The sequence below is a fragment of the Staphylococcus sp. AntiMn-1 genome (genome assembly GCF_001663395.1).
Classification (GTDB): Bacteria; Bacillota; Bacilli; order Staphylococcales; family Staphylococcaceae; genus Staphylococcus; species Staphylococcus equorum.
On sequence record NZ_CP012968.1, the window covers coordinates 45,938 to 63,983 of the forward strand.

The 18,046-nt window shown below is 31.5% G+C and carries 23 protein-coding genes; 16 read left to right on the forward strand and 7 right to left on the reverse strand.

Features of this window, described 5'->3' with window-relative positions:
* Positions 1-184 precede the first annotated feature (184 nt).
* The 6 genes from AOB58_RS00220 to pmtD all read left to right on the forward strand — a co-directional run bounded on the left by AOB58_RS00220 (position 185) and on the right by pmtD (position 4,110).
* A complete protein-coding gene (locus tag AOB58_RS00220) occupies positions 185-370 on the forward strand; it encodes an SE1626 family protein (protein WP_002507152.1) in 186 nt (61 codons plus the stop codon).
* Between the two features lie 178 nt (positions 371-548).
* Positions 549-929 carry a PSM export ABC transporter transcriptional regulator PmtR gene (gene pmtR, locus AOB58_RS00225; RefSeq protein ID WP_002507153.1) on the forward strand — a complete coding sequence of 127 codons (381 nt, stop codon included), beginning with the start codon at positions 549-551 and terminating at the stop codon, positions 927-929.
* On the forward strand, positions 926-1,810 hold the full coding sequence (gene pmtA, locus AOB58_RS00230; protein WP_064782802.1) for a phenol-soluble modulin export ABC transporter ATP-binding protein PmtA: 885 nt from the start codon (positions 926-928) through the stop codon (positions 1,808-1,810). The genes pmtR and pmtA overlap by 4 nt, the downstream gene beginning before the upstream one ends.
* A 16-nt stretch (positions 1,811-1,826) precedes the next feature.
* Positions 1,827-2,489, forward strand: a complete 663-nt coding sequence (gene pmtB / locus AOB58_RS00235) for a phenol-soluble modulin export ABC transporter permease subunit PmtB (RefSeq protein WP_021339980.1) — start codon at positions 1,827-1,829, stop codon at positions 2,487-2,489.
* Between the two features lie 20 nt (positions 2,490-2,509).
* Positions 2,510-3,382 (forward strand): phenol-soluble modulin export ABC transporter ATP-binding protein PmtC, encoded by an 873-nt coding sequence (pmtC, locus tag AOB58_RS00240; protein WP_002507156.1) that lies wholly within the window; start codon positions 2,510-2,512, stop codon positions 3,380-3,382.
* On the forward strand, positions 3,382-4,110 hold the full coding sequence (pmtD, locus tag AOB58_RS00245) for a phenol-soluble modulin export ABC transporter permease subunit PmtD (RefSeq protein ID WP_002507157.1): 729 nt from the start codon (positions 3,382-3,384) through the stop codon (positions 4,108-4,110). Before pmtC ends, pmtD begins: the two co-directional genes overlap by 1 nt.
* Positions 4,111-4,192: 82 nt before the next feature.
* Here the strand turns inward: pmtD and AOB58_RS00250 are convergent, their stop codons facing one another.
* Entirely contained in the window at positions 4,193-4,753 is a 561-nt protein-coding gene (locus tag AOB58_RS00250) for a thioredoxin family protein (RefSeq protein ID WP_064782803.1), read from the reverse strand.
* 214 nt (positions 4,754-4,967) lie between these two features.
* Between AOB58_RS00250 and AOB58_RS00255 the strand changes: the two genes are divergently transcribed.
* The 4 genes from AOB58_RS00255 to AOB58_RS13255 all read left to right on the forward strand — a co-directional run bounded on the left by AOB58_RS00255 (position 4,968) and on the right by AOB58_RS13255 (position 7,383).
* Complete coding sequence (locus AOB58_RS00255) at positions 4,968-5,381, forward strand: hypothetical protein (protein WP_203226407.1); 414 nt, start codon at positions 4,968-4,970, stop codon at positions 5,379-5,381.
* 120 nt (positions 5,382-5,501) lie between these two features.
* Complete coding sequence (locus tag AOB58_RS00260) at positions 5,502-6,062, forward strand: HAAS signaling domain-containing protein (RefSeq protein ID WP_002511403.1); 561 nt, start codon at positions 5,502-5,504, stop codon at positions 6,060-6,062.
* Complete coding sequence (locus AOB58_RS00265) at positions 6,059-6,910, forward strand: DUF4097 family beta strand repeat-containing protein (RefSeq protein WP_021339982.1); 852 nt, start codon at positions 6,059-6,061, stop codon at positions 6,908-6,910. Before AOB58_RS00260 ends, AOB58_RS00265 begins: the two co-directional genes overlap by 4 nt.
* A gap of 365 nt (positions 6,911-7,275) precedes the next feature.
* Entirely contained in the window at positions 7,276-7,383 is a 108-nt protein-coding gene (locus AOB58_RS13255; protein WP_002511402.1) for a putative holin-like toxin, read from the forward strand.
* A gap of 287 nt (positions 7,384-7,670) precedes the next feature.
* Here AOB58_RS13255 and AOB58_RS13495 read toward each other — a convergent pair whose 3' ends face one another.
* Complete coding sequence (locus tag AOB58_RS13495; RefSeq protein WP_021339983.1) at positions 7,671-7,841, reverse strand: tyrosine-type recombinase/integrase; 171 nt, start codon at positions 7,839-7,841, stop codon at positions 7,671-7,673.
* Positions 7,842-8,148: 307 nt separating this feature from the next.
* Entirely contained in the window at positions 8,149-9,189 is a 1,041-nt protein-coding gene (locus AOB58_RS00270; protein ID WP_021339984.1) for a C45 family autoproteolytic acyltransferase/hydrolase, read from the reverse strand.
* Between the two features lie 494 nt (positions 9,190-9,683).
* On the opposite strand from AOB58_RS00270, the gene AOB58_RS13410 reads away from it, so the two are divergent.
* The 3 genes from AOB58_RS13410 to AOB58_RS00280 all read left to right on the forward strand — a co-directional run bounded on the left by AOB58_RS13410 (position 9,684) and on the right by AOB58_RS00280 (position 10,308).
* A complete protein-coding gene (locus AOB58_RS13410; protein ID WP_002507168.1) occupies positions 9,684-9,854 on the forward strand; it encodes a hypothetical protein in 171 nt (56 codons plus the stop codon).
* Between the two features lie 102 nt (positions 9,855-9,956).
* Complete coding sequence (locus tag AOB58_RS00275; protein WP_064782805.1) at positions 9,957-10,136, forward strand: hypothetical protein; 180 nt, start codon at positions 9,957-9,959, stop codon at positions 10,134-10,136.
* Positions 10,129-10,308, forward strand: coding sequence for a hypothetical protein (locus tag AOB58_RS00280; protein ID WP_064782806.1), 180 nt, complete (start codon positions 10,129-10,131; stop codon positions 10,306-10,308). Before AOB58_RS00275 ends, AOB58_RS00280 begins: the two co-directional genes overlap by 8 nt.
* A 54-nt stretch (positions 10,309-10,362) precedes the next feature.
* Here AOB58_RS00280 and AOB58_RS00285 read toward each other — a convergent pair whose 3' ends face one another.
* Entirely contained in the window at positions 10,363-10,773 is a 411-nt protein-coding gene (locus AOB58_RS00285; protein ID WP_002507169.1) for a YolD-like family protein, read from the reverse strand.
* Between the two features lie 176 nt (positions 10,774-10,949).
* Between AOB58_RS00285 and pglS the strand changes: the two genes are divergently transcribed.
* Positions 10,950-11,987: a 6-phosphogluconolactonase gene (gene pglS / locus AOB58_RS00290; protein ID WP_021339833.1), complete on the forward strand. Its 1,038-nt coding sequence runs from the start codon at positions 10,950-10,952 to the stop codon at positions 11,985-11,987.
* 66 nt (positions 11,988-12,053) lie between these two features.
* Here pglS and AOB58_RS00295 read toward each other — a convergent pair whose 3' ends face one another.
* From AOB58_RS00295 to AOB58_RS00305, 3 genes are all read right to left on the reverse strand, one after another.
* Positions 12,054-13,433: an aldehyde dehydrogenase gene (locus AOB58_RS00295; protein ID WP_002507171.1), complete on the reverse strand. Its 1,380-nt coding sequence runs from the start codon at positions 13,431-13,433 to the stop codon at positions 12,054-12,056.
* 136 nt (positions 13,434-13,569) lie between these two features.
* Positions 13,570-14,505, reverse strand: coding sequence for a manganese-dependent inorganic pyrophosphatase (locus tag AOB58_RS00300; protein ID WP_021339832.1), 936 nt, complete (start codon positions 14,503-14,505; stop codon positions 13,570-13,572).
* Between the two features lie 55 nt (positions 14,506-14,560).
* Entirely contained in the window at positions 14,561-15,112 is a 552-nt protein-coding gene (locus tag AOB58_RS00305) for a cysteine hydrolase family protein (protein ID WP_021339831.1), read from the reverse strand.
* 137 nt (positions 15,113-15,249) lie between these two features.
* Here AOB58_RS00305 and AOB58_RS00310 point away from each other — a divergent pair, with 137 nt between their 5' ends.
* Both AOB58_RS00310 and AOB58_RS00315 read left to right on the forward strand, forming a co-directional pair.
* The gene (locus tag AOB58_RS00310; protein ID WP_021339830.1) at positions 15,250-16,308 is read left to right on the forward strand and encodes a glycosyl hydrolase family 28-related protein; all 1,059 of its coding nucleotides are present in this window, start codon (positions 15,250-15,252) and stop codon (positions 16,306-16,308) included.
* 162 nt (positions 16,309-16,470) lie between these two features.
* The gene (locus AOB58_RS00315) at positions 16,471-18,030 is read left to right on the forward strand and encodes an SLC13 family permease (protein ID WP_021339829.1); all 1,560 of its coding nucleotides are present in this window, start codon (positions 16,471-16,473) and stop codon (positions 18,028-18,030) included.
* The last annotated feature ends 16 nt before the right edge of the window (positions 18,031-18,046 follow it).

Here is an 18,046-nt window from a genome sequence, read left to right on the forward strand (position 1 = left end):
GTTGTGTAGTATAATCCGTGGATACATTTACAATTTTATCATCATAGGTAATAGACTGCAAACAATATATTTAAATGTCAATCATAAAAGTAGTTACATAAGTATCAATAATTTTTCTGAAATGAATTGCTTTTAGAAATTAATGCCAAAGTTTGATACAATGATATTGTTTGAGGTGATGAGAGTGAAACATTTAACTAAAATATTTGTCATAATGGCAATGATATTACTCGTTGTAGGCTATTATTTACAGGCTATTGGTCATGAAGATTCTGGTATTAAATTATTAATTGCTGCAATCATGTTTATGATTTGCGCTTTTATTGATCGTAATAATAAGCGTAAGAAAAAAGATAAACAAAATAAATAACATTGTTTAAACATGCTATAAGTGAGATGAAGCGATATGCAAAATCTTACTTATAGCTTTTTTATGTTAACTCGTCCTTTTCAATGAGTAATTATATGGATGTTTGAATACATTTATACTTTACAAGTGTGTATACATTGTATATAGTGTGTATATACAGTTATAAGGGAGGACGTCCATGAAAATACTTTTGAAAAATAGTGGTGAACAGCCAATCTATGAACAGATTAAGCAACAAATCAAAGAAAATATTTTAAAAGGATACGTTGCTCCTGGTGAACACTTACCTTCGATGAGGGAATTAGCACATGATTTGAGCGTTAGTGTTATAACTACAAAGCGCGCATATGAAGATTTAGAAAAAGATGGTTTTGTCTTTACTATTAGAGGTAAGGGTACATATGTGAAAGAGCAAGATAGTTCAATTTTAAAAGAAAAACAGTTCATGGTGATTGAAACAATGGCTAAATCAATAAGCAAAGAAGCAAAAACCATAGGCATGCCACTTTCAGAATTACAAGAAATCTTAGAAATGATTTTTGAGGAGGACGATGAATGAACGCAATCGAATTAAATGCTGTAAATTATCAGTATAAAGAATTCAAGTTAAATGATATTAGTTTTCGTGTTCCTCAAGGATTTATAACTGGATTTATTGGCGCAAATGGTGTTGGTAAAACGACCATTATTAGAATGATTATGGATTTAATTGAGCCTGATGGCGGAGATGTTTTAATTTTTAATCAAAAAATGAAAGCGCACCCTGAAGCTATTAAAAATAAAATTGGTTTCGTTTATTCCGAATTGTACCTCAATGATAAATGGAATATCCAAAAAATTGAACAGTATGTTTCACCATTTTATAGTACATGGGACCATCAGTTATTTACATATTATCTTGAAAAATTTGATTTACCTTATAAACGCAAAATCAAAACATTCTCAACTGGTATGAAGATGAAGTTGTCTATTGCTATTGCTTTTAGCCATCATGCTGAATTGTTTATCTTAGATGAGCCAACATCAGGGTTAGATCCAATCGTTCGAAATGAAGTTTTGGATGTAATCCAAAAAGAACTCATTGATGAAAATAAAACAGTATTTATTTCCACTCATATCATTTCCGATTTAGAAAAAATCGCTGATTACTTAGTGTATTTAAAAGATGGTGAAATTGTACTAAATCAATTTTTGGATGACATTTTGAATAGATTCAAAGTAGTTAAAGGTGACATGCAGCAATTGGATGAAGAATTAATTCAATTAACACACTATATAGAAGAAAACAAAACAGGATATATCGCCCTTACAGAACATGCTAATATATTTAATGAAATTTTTGGAAACAAGATTGCAATAACTAAGCCAACGATTGAAGATTTAATGGTTTACCTTGAAAAAGGAACCCAGAAGACTGAACAAAAAAATTATGAGACTTAACAACTGGGGGCATTAGATGAAAAATTTACTTATTAGAAATTTAAAATTACGTAAATGGACAATCGTAATATATGCAATGTTATTATTGTTTTCTCCACTGCAATTAATCATAATACCTAATAGTATTTTTACTAATGCGTTATATTCTGCAGTTGCGATGATATTACTTTTTGTTTCTATACTAGATTCTGGTCATGTTTTTCGTTTTAATAGTAAGCTTGGGCACAGAATGGCTTATGACTTTTTTGGCAGTTTACCAGTTTCTAAAAAGTCGTTATTGAATGCTAATTATTTAACAGTTATTATTTTTACATTAGTTGGGGCAGCAATATTATCTTTATATACTATGCCGAATTCTCATGTATCAACGAGTAATATTGATTTTAACATTTCAATGCCATTTTCATACATTGCGGTAAATTTCTTTGCAGTACCTATAGCTTTCAAAAAATATACAGAACAAAAATCTGATTACATTTCTTATATAATTTATTTACTTACAATGGTTATTTTAATACCTGTCATAATCGTGCTACTTGTAGTTGGAATATGTACATTATTTAATTATAGTCTGGGTATATTAAATTATTTTGAAACTATTTTTAATTATGGATTTTTAACTTTAAGTATTTTTTGCTTTGTAGCTAGCTACATCATTCAATATAAAAAATTAATTTAATAATAAAAGGAGGCGCATTTATGGAATTAAAAGATATAACAAAAACGTATGGCAATAACAATGTTTTAGACCATATCAATTTTGATTTTGGACAAAGCCAAATTGTAGGTCTAATTGGTAAAAATGGTGTCGGCAAAACAACATTAATGAAAGTCATGAATGGAAATATTATCAAATATAAAGGGGAGGTAAAGGTAGGTAATAAAGACAATATCGGTTACCTTATTGAACATCCTAAATTGTATGATAATAAATCAGGTTTATATAATTTAAAATTATTTGCCAATGTATTAGGTAAGGGTTTTGATAAAAAATATGCAAATCAAATTATTGATGCTTTTGGTATGAGACCTTATGTGAAGAAAAAAGTTAAAAAGTATTCAATGGGAATGAAACAAAAGTTAGCCATAGCTGTTTCATTAATGAACAAACCCAAGTACCTCATTTTAGATGAGCCAACAAATGGTATGGACCCTGACGGATCAATTGATGTATTGAAAACAATTCAATCACTTGTGCAGGAACTGGATATGAAAATTTTGATTTCTAGTCATAAGCTTGAGGATATTGAATTAATTTGCGATAGAGCAGTGTTTTTACGAGATGGTAATTTTGTTCAAGATGTTGATATGAAAGAAGGGGCACCAACGGATTCTACAGTATTAATCTTAGAACAAAGCAATTTCAATAGTGCTTTAGAATATTTAAATGAAAATTTCGATGTGATTCAATCTAAAAGAGAAAATGGAGAAATCATTATTAAAGCACAATCAAGTTATCAAAAAGTGCTTAAAGGTTTATCAGATATTGATATTTTCCCTGAGTTTATTGAAACACGTAAGAGTTCTTTACGTGATACTTACTTCAATATTAATCAGAAAGGTGGCCAATAATGAATAGTTTACAACTCGTAAAATACGACATTTATAGCATTATTAGAAGTCCATTAACATATTTAGCATTACTCTTAACAATACTTCCATTAATTGGTTTTACAGTTTTATTTGTTCAGCAATCTGATAAAATAGACGGCAATATGTTACTTTCTATAGGTAGTTGGTTCTTTTCTATCATGGGCTTACTATTTGTAATCAAGACAATCACCCGTGATATTTCACAAGGTACGATTCAATTATATATGAATAAAACATCAAGTCGTGTGGGCTACGTTATCGCAAAAGTGATTTCAATTATACTGATTGCCATAATTATTACAGCAATACTTGTTGGATTTGTATTAATCGTGCAACAAATTGTTGACGGTGAAAATATAAAAGTTGATAAAATCTTTGAGTTACTTTGGTTCTTCATTCTATTCCATTTATTCTTTGGATTATTATTATATTTATTTTCATTAGTTGTACCAAAAACAGCATTAATCTTTACTTTAGGTATATTCTTAATATTACTTGTTCCTTTTGCTGAACCATTTATACCTATGATTCCTAAATTTGGTGACAATATTCAAGATGCATTGAAATATATTCCATTTAGTTACTTAACTTCTAAAACGACAACTGGTGATTATACATTCTCTAATTGGCAATGGTTTATTACTTCAGCATCTATTGTAGTACTATTTATCGTTAATATATTCTATGTATCTAAAAAAGATATTTAAAATAAAGATAACCGAAGTTTGAGTCATAAAAAAAGAGACGTATGAATTAACGGTTATAATACCTTAATTCATACGTCTTTTATTAATTTATAATTAGTTTATCTAGAATTGAATCATAAACATATTTCCACATTTGTGAGTCTGTTTTAAAGCGATTAGAAATAATTGCATATGATTCAGTCGATTTATCTTCAAATGTAGGATCATCTTTTGCAGGCAGTTTGGAACGTGTTTCCTCTACAAAATGTTGTACTTGTCTTGCGCGAGGTCCCCAAACTGTTTGTTGTTTAAAATCATCATTTAAAAATACAAATATAGGTATCGATCTCGCAGTACCATTTGTTAAGTATTGATCGATTAAGTCAGTGTTTTCATCACGATGAAAAACACGAGCTTCTAAATTTAATGCTTCACTAATATGTTTAAGAATAGGGATGTTCATCATAGCATCTCCACACCAGTCTTCAGTGATAACTAGAACTTTGCTATAGTTTGATGCTTTAATTTTTTCAAGACGACCATCATCCTCTGGTGTTGAGAATGAATTATATATTGATAGTAAATTCTCTTTGTTTTCAGTCATTGCTTCAATATATTGATCAAGCGGTTGACTGTTTTTGAAATACGTTTCTAAACTTGTCATAATAGTTCCCCTTTAATTGATTAGATATTATTATATCAATATTTTAATATGAAAGAAAATTATTAATACATATAAAAGTAATATGTTTTAAGATTTCTTCAGGGATGAAAGTGACAAATACCTATGCTATATTTAATTAGTAAAGTAGAGTGTGGTGACAACATTGAAAATGCATAGACTACATAAGCGTCTTATATTTTGTGTGTTTATAACAATGGCTTTTGGAACATTGTTACTGGTTAACTATATCAAGCAAGAACACTCGACTGATTTATCAAAACTATCTATTAATCGTGTCAAAATAGGGTCTGAAATTAATATTGACGAATACGTTGAACAAGACGAAGTCATTTTAAAAAAGTATCGTCTTTATTTAAAAAGAGAACATCCTAATTTAATTTTCAAAGTGAATAAAAAGGATACACGACTTAAAGGTATAACTTTAACTAACGATACTACAGTTCAAACTAATTTTAATGGAACAATCAATAATAATGTTGGAAAAGTTACACAGATACTAGGAACACGTTATAAACAAAAAAAGTTGCGCAAAGGCTTTAATGCTATAATATATAAAGATAAGAAAAATCAAATAAAGTTATTTATTATTTATAAACATGATAAATAAAGAAAGTTGAAATATATAAGAAATAAAAAATTAAAAATGACATTCCTAATAGGGTATGTCATTTTTGATTTTATATATACGTTTTGCTTCGAATCTTAAGTTTGAATGGCGGTAGATATTTTGGATAAAATCACTTTTTTAAATGAATTAGAGCAAGAATTAGATAAATTACCAAGAAGTGAACGCGATAAAGTGATGTATGAATATGAGGAATATTTTTTTGATCAAGAAAGTGAAGGTAAAAATGAATATCAAATCATTGGTGCCCTTGAATCACCTAAAAAGATAGGCAAAGAGCTAATGGCTAGAAACGCGATTGTATCTGCGGAATTTCGCCCTAATATAAATACAATTGTGAGAGCAATTATGGCATCTCTGGGTATGGGGATATTATCATTAATCATTATTTTAATCCCTATGATATTTGTTGGCATTTTCATGTTTATACTATTACTAGTTGCATTATTTTTCTCGCTTAGTCCGCTATTATTGATTATCAACGGCATAATTAATGATAATTTTAGTTTTGCTATAAGTAACTATTTATTTGCGATTTCCTATACAGGGTTAGGTCTTTTATTATTTGTTATTATTGCAAAATTTGCTCAATTCGTTTATAGAGTGATTTTAAAATACTTACGTTGGAATATTAAAACAATTAAAGGAAGTGCAGTCGAATGAAGAAGTTATTTTTAAGCGGCTTAACATTATTTCTCGTGTGCTTTCTTTTAGCTTGTGTCGCTTGGTTTGGATTTGAAAAACAAAACAACCAACTCAATTCTGTTGATAAAGAAGTTAATGATAAAAATATAGAAAATTTAAACATAGATAGTCAAAATAGTGAGGTTCAAGTTAAGCAAGGTGACGAATTTTCAGTGACCTATAAAGGGAAAAAGAATATTGATATTACGCATAAAAACAAGACATTACATGTTCATGAGACTGATAATACAGATGATCATTATGGATTGAATTTTAATCCGTTCCGACAGTTTGATGATGAGATGGTAGTAACAGTGCCAGATAAAAAACTAAATCATTTAAATGTATCTAGTAAGACGAATATTATAAATATTGATAGTATTAATGTAAAAGATGCATATATTTCAATGAAAGCTACTGGTGCAGCACGTGTGTTTTTAAGTAATGTAGCATTAGACAAACTGTATTATAGAGGTTTGAATTCACCCATTGATATAAAGAGAAGTCAAATTACTAATGCGAATATTAAAACGAAACAGGCGAGTATAACGAGTAAAAAATCATTGATTGAAAAGTCAGTGTTGTTAGCTGACCATGGTAAAATTGATTTGAGTCGAATGGATATTGCATCACATTTTAGAGCTTCTACGCAATATGGTGATATTTTCATGTCATATAATGAGGACCCTCAAGATACGTTGCTAAGATTGAATCCATCTGATGGAACTTCTGAAGTTATCAATAACAATTTTGAAGATAATAAAGTAGGTTCAGGAAAGCATATTTTAGAGTTCTATACAGATCATGGGGATATTTATATAAATTAAATTTATACTGTCATGAATAGAAAGAGTCAGAAAGTACATTTAATTGAAATGCTTAAAGTGAAAAAATAGCTATACACCTTTAAATTAAAAGGGTATAGCTATTTTTAATTTGGAAATAATTACAAATTACTACAAACTAACCACTTGATAATCATAAAAATAACGAGTCGATGTTAGATATAATGAACGATCTAAATCAAGTTACCCAACAGCAAAATGGTGAAAGTAAATGACTAATAAAATAATATAAAAATATGTTAGAATAAAAAAGTGAGAAAGTTGGATAGATGGTGGCTAATCTTAGTATAAAGTGAGGTGGTGCTTATGAAAGTACCGACAAAATCTTTAGAAAGGAGACGCCTTGTGTGGTTCCAATTGTAGAAGCACTACACTTAATGTTAGGTTTCGGTACTTTCATCGTTACCTTATTAGGTTTAGTGGTTGCAATTGTTAAATTAAGCCATAAAAAATAACCATCTCTAACTTTGGCGAGGATGAGATGATTATTTAATCATTATTAAATTCCAGCCACCGTCTTTTTAACGGGCTCATTAGGGCGATACACTTATGGTGTGTTGCCCTTTTTCTATATATAAATTACCACAACATAAAAATATTATCAAATTTTTATGTCGTATTATTATTGTTAGAAGGAAAACAATGTGGTTGTAAAAATAGCTGTATCCCTTGATATTGAAAGTATATAGCATTTGTTGATTTGAAAATCATTACAATATACCACAATCTAACTACTCATTAATCATAATAATAAAGGATCAAATGATTCAATATAACTATCTAAATTTGATAACGCATCAAATTCCATTTTTTCAGTTACATGAGTATAGATATTTAATGTGGTTGTTATATTTATGTGTCCAAGTACCTGTTGTACTAATTTTACTGGCGCTTCCATTATACCTTGTACCATTTTAAATCTAACCCATTCTTATAGAGGCGTTATTTTATATTGCCTGTTCTCAAAAGCAAATGATTCATTTGACGATGCTTATCATTTAACTTAGTTAATAAATTCGATACAATGCATAAATTATATATCAGAATACTACGTATATACCACCTTAATATTGAATTTGTACGTAATATTATGAGGTTTTAAGTTATCCACACATACTAAGAATACTGAAATGAAAGGATTTGACAAAATATAAATGCAAGCACTTTAATTAAGTACTTTCTGGCTCTTTTTATAGTGTGATGATTTAAAATGATAAATATTAATATGTGGCAAAGGTTAAATCAGTGTCAAGATGGCCGTTAATTGAAGTAATATCTAATGATTCGCCATCGAGCCATTTGCCAAAGTCTATTATGGTAGGTGCTTTATTTTCCCCTAAAGTGATATGTGCTGTTAATGATTGTGGTTCATACATACTTGTATGAATTGTACCGGACCAACTTTTGAATAATTTACTATAAATTTCATATTCCGGATTATTAAATAAATTAAATGCGCTCATTTTATCTAGTGATGTAGGTGCTTGTTTTAGAAGGCGATTTAAACGCTCTTTAGATTCTTTTGTAAAATTTCTATTCTCATGTGTTAATAATTTGAAATGATTCGTACAAGTACGATCGTAACGAACATCAACGGAGCGAGGAGAAACTTCGACAATCGCATGATTCAAATGTTTATCCATGACAATGTAACTAAAAGAGCTTCTATGTGGAAGTTCTTTTAGTAATTGTATGGCTTCAGGTACATCTTTACAATATTGTAATATAAGCCTGCCGACCATATAGCAGACGAAGCCATCACCTGGGTGCTTTCTGTGCATGAAATTGTAGCCCATGGATAGACCAGATTCATTCATTCCGTCCATTCTCCCGGTTACACGTGATGTAGGACCTATTTGTGCTAATCCGCCATCAGTAGGTTGGAACAATAAGTAACGACCATCATAAGTTGCAGGGTGGTAATCATAGTTTCGAACCATATAATCTTGACCTAAAAAGACCGTACAGCCACTGTTTTTCAACGGTGTGAATCGATAGTGCGCAAAGTTAAGAATCATTTGACGAGTAGGCAAATTAAGTACTTCTTGCATACCTCTAATTTCTTCCCAAATTTGCGGTGCGTACGTTTGGAAAATGTCATATGTTTCTTTGATATGGATATCAAAGCGGGGCATACGTTTTTTCCATTCTTTCTCTCTATTTTTAAGTAAGGGTGTTTGCTGCATCCACTGTGCTGTTTGTACACCTAAATCAAAGTGTGAACCTCGATGTGTTAAGATGTCTGATTTTACTGATTGCATAGTTTAAAACTCCTATTTATGTGTGTAATCTTACAAAAATGTAACTTCATTGTAACGCTCTGTTAATTGCATTACGTATGACCAGTAGTTATGCTTAAATTAACATCAAGGGACGATTCAGATAGACAAATTCAATGAGGTGATTATTATGTCAAATTATTATGATGCTTTCAAAGATGCAGTCTCCACTTGGTGGGGTCAATAAGATGAGAATAACTAACATTGAATTGGCTAATATTTAACGATATTAGCCCTTTTTTACATATATTGGTAATAAATATAACATCTATCTTTATTCTGATGAGAAGAAAATGTTAAAATAAATAAGACATATTGACTAAAAATTATTGATTTTGCATTACTCCAATAATATCATAAATTCACTTTTTAATATTTAGATTAAAGTAATGGAAAGTGGGTATATATTTATTGATGCTTTCAAGTATGCTATCATTATTGATAGATATGTTAATAATTTATTGAGGTGAATCAGAATGTGTAATTTTATTAAAGGTTTATTTAAATTTGTATTAGGTACAATTCTTACTGTGTCAATAGCAGCAGGTGTTGGTGCAGTAGTTTTCGCTTATATCTTTAAAAAAGATTTCGAAGATATTGAAAGTAAAACAAAAGAAATAGTTTCAGATATTGAAACGAATAATTAAGTTATTGATAGAGCACTTTAGAGTGTTCTCATACTGTCGACAAAGTCTTAGGGCTTCTGTTGGCAGTATTTTTTTTAGCCACCGTTCAACGAAGTTGTTACGGTGGCTTATGCAGTCGGAAAGACTGCGAACATAGATCCGTTCAACGAAGTTGTTACGGTGGCTAATGCAGTCGGAAAGACTGCGAACATAAATCCGTTCAACGAAGTTGTTACGGTGGCTTATGCAGTCGGAAAGACTGCGAACATAAATCCCGTTCAACGAAGTTGTTACGGTGGCTAATGCAGTCGGAAAGACTGCGAACATAGATCCGTTCAACGAAGTTGTTACGGTGGCTAATGCAGTCGGAAAGACTGCGAACATAGATCCGTTCAACGAAGTTGTTACGGTGGCTAATGCAGTCGGAAAGACTGCGAACATAAATCCCGTTCAACGAAGTTGTTACGGTGGCTAATGCAGTCGGAAAGACTGCGAACATAAATCCCATTCTTCAAGTATAGAAAAGCAGTTAACTATTGTCTTGAGTTATTCTAGTTATATCAAATAATGAAAGTTTAATTGTTTCCTGTGTATGGATTAGGTAACCTTCTAAAAACATATGAGTCATATCTATATTTTTAATTTTTATATGAGTCGTTTCCAACCATCCTGCTTTATAGTATTCGATGTGAATATAGGAATCTGTATGTAACGCTTGATGAAGATGTAAATTTAAGTCATTTAATTGATCGTCTGATAATATAGGACGGTCAATTTTATTTTGATCTACTAAATATTGTTGAATTGTTTCGAATTGTTCTGGCAAAGTTGCAAATGGCGCCCATTTAACCATGCCACGACCTTGCGGGATATTGGCATTAAGAAATTCTCTTGGTATATTTCTATAGTCATTTTCATTTTGATATTTTTTCGGAATCATAAAATCACCTCAACACAATAATAGAACATATGTTCGTGTTATTGCAAGAAGTTTTTCTTTATTTCAAGTTAATAAAGCATGAATCTTAATGTGATAGAAATTGATAATAATCATTATATTGTCATTTAGTATAGATATTTATTAAAATGAAACTACAATAATATGGAGGGGTTTACATGACGACAACAGGTTATATTGGTACGTATACGAAAAAAGAGGGCAAAGGCGTTTATCGTTTTGAATTAGATGAACAAACTGGAAGTGTAACAGAAGTTGAAACAGGATATGAATTAGAAGCATCCACTTATGTAAATCAACATAATTCATTTTTATATGCTGTAACACGTGAAGGAGATAATTGCGGTGTTGCTAGTCTTAAAATAGAAGAAGATGGTAAACTCAAATTAATAAATAAATGTCTTGCTTCTACAAAAGGTAGCGGCTGTTATGTAGATGTATCACCAGACGGAAAGTTTGTTTTTGAGTCTGTTTACGGTGCTGGATTAGCGCGCTTATATGAAGCGAATCCTGAAACAGGTGAAATCATACGTTTGATTCAAGAGTTAGAGCACAATTATCCAACTGGGCCACACGAAAGACAAGATCAGCCACATGTGCATTTTATTAGTACAACACCAGATGAAAAATATGTTGTTGCAATCGATTTAGGTACAGATAAAATAGTAACATACGAATTTAATGATCATGGTTTTAGTGAACATGCAGTGAGTGATTTTGAACCAGGGGATGGACCAAGACATATTACTTTTCATGAAAATGGGAAGTTTGCTTATGTTGTCCATGAGTTATCAAATGTCGTAAGTACAGTAAAATATGAAGACGGAAAATTCACAGAAGTCCAACGACATTCAACAATTCCAGAAAATTTTGAAGGTGATACAAAATTAGCGGCAGTAAGACAGTCACACGATCAAAAATTCTTATACATCACGAATAGAGGGCACGATAGTATTGCCATTTTTAAAGTAAGTGATGATGGTTCAACGATTTCATTCGTTGATATTGTATCAAGTGGTGGCGAATTTCCACGTGATTTCAACATTACTGACTCAGACGATTTCTTAGTTTGTGCACATCAAGAAGGTGACTATACATTGACGGTTTTCAAACGTGATAAAATTACGGGAGAATTAGAAAAAGTCGATCATCACGAATCAGCACCAGAAGGCGTTTGTGTACAATTTTTAAAATAAAGACAATTGAAAATAATTAAAAAAATAACCTAGTATGGATAATACACTGCCATACTAGGTTATTTTCTATTTGTTGAAAAATGTTTTGATGTATTTAAATTTCCCTTTATATGGTGGGAATATAAGGCTTGATTCAAGTCTTGTAGATTTAAATACATAAGATTTATCATGACTAAACGTATCAAAACTATATTTACCATGATATTGTCCTATACCCGAGGCACCGACACCACCAAAAGGTAAGTTTGGGTTTGCGAGGTGCATCAACGTATCATTAATCGCGCCACCACCAAATGAAATTTCATGAAGTACACGTTCTGTTGCATTTTCATCTTCGCTAAATAAATATAAGCTGAGTGGCTTAGGTTTAGTGCGTATTAAATCAATTGCTTCATCAAAGTCATCATAAGGAATGATTGGTAAAATAGGGCCGAAAATCTCATCTTCCATTATTTTAGCATCGAAAGTAATACCATCTAAAATGGTTGGAGCGATGTATTTATCATCTGCATCAGATTGACCGCCAAATGCAATTTCTGTTTTATGAACATTTAATAAATGGTCTAAACGGTCGAAATGTTTTTGATTAATGATACGACCGAAATCTGGACTATCTTGTATAGATTTACCGTAAAATTCAGTGATGGTATTTTTGAGTGCCGCGATGAGTTGGCTTTTGACTTTTCGGTTAACTAAAATATAGTCTGGTGACACACAAGTTTGACCAGCGTTCGTAAATTTTCCGAAACAAATGCGTTCGCTTGCTACTTTGATATTTGCTGATTCATCTACAATCGCAGGAGATTTACCCCCTAATTCTAAAGTGACAGGCGTTAAGTTTTCGCTAGCTGCACGATAGACAATACGTCCTACTTTTTCGCTGCCAGTGAAAAAGACATAATCAAAAGGTAGGTGTATGAGCGATTGTGTAGTTTCTGCGTCGCCTTGACATACACTAATATATTCAGGGTTGAATACATCTTCAATAATTTGCTGTACTATATCTGCAACGTGTGGTGTGAATTCTGATGGTTTAAGTATAGCTGTATTTCCCGCTGCTATTGCACCAATTAATGGTTCAATGAGTAATTGGAAAGGGTAATTAAAAGGCCCGATAATTAAGACCGTACCATAAGGCTCTTTCATGATATAACTTTTAGTAGGGAATAAATAAAGGGGCGTGTTAACTTGTTTTCTTTTCGCCCAATTTTTAAGTTCTTTGCGTGCTGACTTAATGCTTTTTAAAGTGAATCCAATCTCGGTTGCATAAGCTTCCACTTTGTTTTTTCCTAAATCTTTTTGAAGTGCGTCGAGTAATTCATTTTCATGATTTTTAATACTTTTACCCAAGAGTTTGAGTTGTTTTTTTCTAAACTTAAGATCTTTGGTTTCGTGAGTATTAAAATATTGTTTACTATTATGGAAAGTTTGCTCTATTGAATTCAAATGATATTCCTCCTAGTATGAGATGTCGCTATGCTTATGCAAATGGATAAAAAACTGGAACATATTTACTATGTTCCAGAATACTGAGCGGCTAGGTGTTTAGTTTCTTTGTCCACTCAGTGTTTATCATATACTATTAAACGACTTCGTTTAAAGCTTCTGTAATTTGAGGTACAACTTGTTTTTTACGAGAAACTACTCCAGGTAAGAATGCAGTATTGTTTTCAAGTTCAACATTGAAAGCTTTACCTACTTTGTCTGTTTCAGGTCCTACTACTAAAATTTTAGAATCACTATTAATGATGTCAGTCACGACTAACACAAATAAATCATATTTTTCATTTGCACTTGTTTCTAACATAGCTTTTGTTAATTCTTCTTGACGTGCAAAGACTTCATCAATATCCACAGTATTAACTTGTCCAATATGAGTTGAATAATCTCCCATGTTGAAAGATTTTGCATCCATAGATAAGATATCTGAAATTGATTTGTCTGTTGTAGACGCACCTGCTTTTAACATATCTAAACCGTAAGATTCTAAGTCAACATTGGCGATCGCTTTCAATGCTTCTGCAGCTTGCACATCTTCTTCAGTACATGTAGGTGATTTGAATAATAAACTATCTGAGATAATTGCAGAAATCATTAAGCCAGCAATTTCAGGTTTAATTTCAAAACCGCGTTCTTTATACATTTTGTATAAAATTGTTGCTGTACAACCAACTGGTTCAGCACGGTAATATAAAGGTGCTGCAGTTTCAAAATTAGAAATTCTATGGTGATCTACGACATGTTGAATTGTAGCGTCAGCAATTGAATCTGCGCTTTGTTGGAATTCATTATGGTCAACTAAAATAACATTTTGATCAGCTAGATTATCGTTAAGTAATTCTGGCGCTTCTACTTTGAAATGATCTAAAGCAAATTGCGTTTCAGGACCTATTTCGCCTAAACGGTAAGACGCAGCCTCCGAATTACCTGTTTGTTGTTCAAAATCTGCCATGATGATGGCAGATGCAATAGCATCTGTATCTGGATTTTTATGTCCGAAAATATAAGTTTTTGCCATATCTAAATTCTCCTTATTTATATAGTTAATATTATTTTATCATGAGTTTGCATAGTTATTCTACTTCAGCACCTAAGGAATTTTTAAAATGATCTAAAGCCCAATCATGACCTGTTGAATTAAATGAAGCAACGCCTTTATGTGAAATACTGATAGAATAACCTAAATTATAGGCAGTAATCGCTGTATGTAATACACAAATGTCAGTACATACACCAACAATTTCTAAATGTGTTACATTTCTTTCCCGAAGCAAAATATCTAACGAAGTACCGCAAAAAGCATCATAACGTGTTTTATCTAAAAAATGTATGTGATCATTAAATAATATATTTTGATAGATATCATTTACTTTGCCGTAAAGCTCTCTCCCAGATGTTCCTAGAATATTGTGAGGAGGGAAGAGCTTGTTCTCAGGATGATAACTATTTTCTTCAAAATGTAAATCCATCATAAAGAAAATGTTCTGCTGTTTTTTATTATATACTTCAATTCTTTCCACAATATAATGTTCAATTTGTTGGCCTGGAATGCCACAAGTCATTTTTCCGTTATTTGCAACAAAATCATTTGAATAATCCACTACAATAAGTGCACTTTTTTTCATAATTTGTGAACACTCCTAATATTAAAGATAATAAGTATTATATACTAAGTAGATAAATCAATAAAGCTACAACAAACGCGTTTGAAAATCCTTAATTAAGTTTATTATAAAGTATTGAGAAAGAGAGGGATTGTCCTATGATGATTAATGCAAAGGAATTTGGATTAAAAGGTAAAAGTAAAAGCGCAGATACACGAGCAATGCAACGTGCATTGAATTATGCAAAAAAATATCCTTCGACAACAATATATGTACCTAAAGGTGAGTTTCATATACGCAAGTCACTGGTTATTTATGAGTCTACAACATTATTGCTAGATAAAAGCGCAGTTCTTAAAAGATGTGGGAAAGATGCCTTACTAAAAAATGGTAGAAGATTTAAACCTTACTATGGTTATAACGGCAACAGCCATATTTATATTGCAGGAGGAACATTTGATATGAATGGCTATGATTTCCCTTATAATAATACAGCAATGTGTATAGGACATGCCCAAGATATTCAAATTGTCGATGTGACCTTTAAAGATATTATAGGTGGTCATGGACTGGATGCATGTGGGGTAAATGGATTATATATAAATAATTGTAAATTTTTAGGATTCAATGATAGTGATGGGACAAGAACTTTTTCAGAAGCAATTCAGTTAGATATTCAAGTACCAGGTGCGTTTCCTAAATTTGGGACGACAGACGGAACGATTACAAAAAATGTAATAATAGAAAATTGTTATTTTGGCAATTCAGATACGCCTACGATGCAGTCCTGGAACAGGGCGATTGGTTCTCATGCAAGTCGTTATAATCAATTTTATCAAAATATCCATATTCGTTTTAATACATTTGAAGGGATAAAGCAATATGCACTAACACCTTTAAAATATAAAGATACGTATATTCATCATAATATTTTTAAAAACTGTGCTGGTGGTGTTCGTTTTTTAGCAGTTAAAGATGGTAAAAATGCAAAAGATTTAAAAGGGAAACAAAGATCAACTCAAGCAGGGTGTAATTTAAATATTTATCGAAATAAATTTGTTGGAACGATAGAGAAATATGCAATTCGGATTCAAAGTTATAATAATATAAAACATAAAAATATTTTTATTGCTCAAAATGAGTTTGATGAATCGCCGCCTAAAATGTATTTGAAAGACATTAAAAATTTATTTTTATCTTATGATGATAAAATTTAAAATAATGTTAAGTCTAATTAAACATGATTAGAATGCTACATTGACATTATAAAGGCTGTATTTGTAAGCGGTTTATCATTGATATTTCATTAAGATTATATTATGTTATAAACTAAGAAATGTTATGAATATTCAGAAAAGTAACTTTAGAGGGGGACGAATATGAACAATTTGAACAAAGGGGATATGAGAAGGTCACAATATTTAATGTTTTTTTCTAACAAGAAAGAAAAGAAGTCTTATAACAGTGGACAATTAATAGGCTTAATATTGGGGCCACTATTATTTGTTTTAACATTACTATTTTTACAGCCTGAAGGTTTATCAAGTAAAGGTATATTTGTTTTAGCAATAACACTTTGGATTGCAACGTGGTGGATTACTGAAGCTATTCCGATTGCAGCAACGAGTTTGTTACCATTAATATTGATGCCAATTGGACATGTATTAAGTCCAGAAGAAGTTTCATCACAATATGGTAATGATATTATCTTTTTATTCTTAGGCGGTTTCATTTTAGCGATTGCCATGGAAAGATGGAATTTACATACCCGAGTTGCTCTAACGATTATCAATACATTAGGGACAAGTACAGGAAAGATTTTACTAGGATTTATGATTGCGACAGCTTTTTTATCCATGTTTGTGTCGAACACTGCCGCTGTTATGATTATGATTCCGATTGGTTTAGCAATTATTAAAGAAGCCAGTGAATTAAAAAATAAAGGCATTAAAGATTCAAGTATTACTAAGTTTGAGCAATCCATAGTTTTAGCAATTGGTTATGCCGGTACAATCGGTGGTCTTGGCACGTTAATTGGGACACCGCCTCTGATTATTTTAAAGGGACAATATCAATCTGCATTTGGTGAAGAAATTAGTTTTGCTAAATGGATGATTATTGGTGTACCAACGGTTATTGTTTTACTATTCTTAGTTTGGGCATACATACGATATATAGCTTTTAGACATGATATGAAAGCATTACCAGGTGGTAAAGCGTTAATTAAAAGAAAATTAGATGAATTAGGCAAGATGAAATATGAAGAGAAAGTAGTTCAAGCTGTGTTCATGCTTGCTAGTTTCTTATGGATAAGCAGAGAGTTTTTACTGAAAAATTGGACATATACTTCAGAAATAGATGATGGAACTATAGCTATGTTTATTGCAGTCTTGCTCTTTTTAATTCCTGCGAAAAATAAAGAACAACATAAACGTATTATAGATTGGGATGTGGCTAAAGATTTACCATGGGGTGTATTAATTCTCTTTGGTGGGGGCCTAGCGCTAGCGGAAGGGATATCATCAAGTGGTTTAGCAGCATGGCTTGGCGATCAGTTGAAACTGATAGAAGGTGTGAGTCCTTTAATCATTGTAATAGTCATTACCGTATTTGTACTGTTCTTAACTGAAATTACATCTAATACTGCAACTGCAACGATGATATTACCAATTCTTGCAACATTATCAGTTGCTGTAAACGTTCATCCGTTATTGCTGATGGCACCTGCTGCAATGGCGGCGAACTGTGCATTTATGTTGCCAGTAGGTACGCCACCGAATGCAATTGTATTTGGTACAGGACGTATTAGTATTAAAAGAATGGCGTCTGTCGGCTTTTGGATAAACATGCTAAGTATTATCGTTATAGTACTCGTTGTTTACTTCCTAGTACCACCAGTATTAGGTATAGATGTAACCAAGCCATTGCCACTTAAATAATAATATAGATAAATAA